The following is a 228-nucleotide window of genomic DNA, read 5'->3' as shown; positions in this document are numbered from 1 at the left end:
CTGGTGGTAGCGACAACGATACGCCAACTTTGAGCGTCAGCAATGTCACGGTCGCGGAGAGCGGTGGCTTTGCGCAATTCACGGTGAGCTTAAGTAATGCTAGCACCACAGCAACGAGTGTCAGCCTGGCCTTAGGCGGTGGTAACGCCACAGGCAGTGGTACGGATTACGGTAGTGCGACAGCGACGAATCTGCAAGTATCAACGGATGGTGGAACGACGTGGAACA

At 55.7% G+C, this 228-nt stretch carries 1 pseudogene; it reads left to right on the top strand.

The window, feature by feature from the left end:
- Positions 1–228, top strand: a pseudogene (locus tag ACO0KW_RS20530) (hypothetical protein); the annotation flags it as partial.

The organism is Undibacterium sp. Ji22W (genome assembly GCF_049340305.1).
Classification (GTDB): Bacteria; Pseudomonadota; Gammaproteobacteria; order Burkholderiales; family Burkholderiaceae_D; genus Undibacterium.
This window is presented reverse-complemented; position numbering and strand designations above follow the sequence as displayed.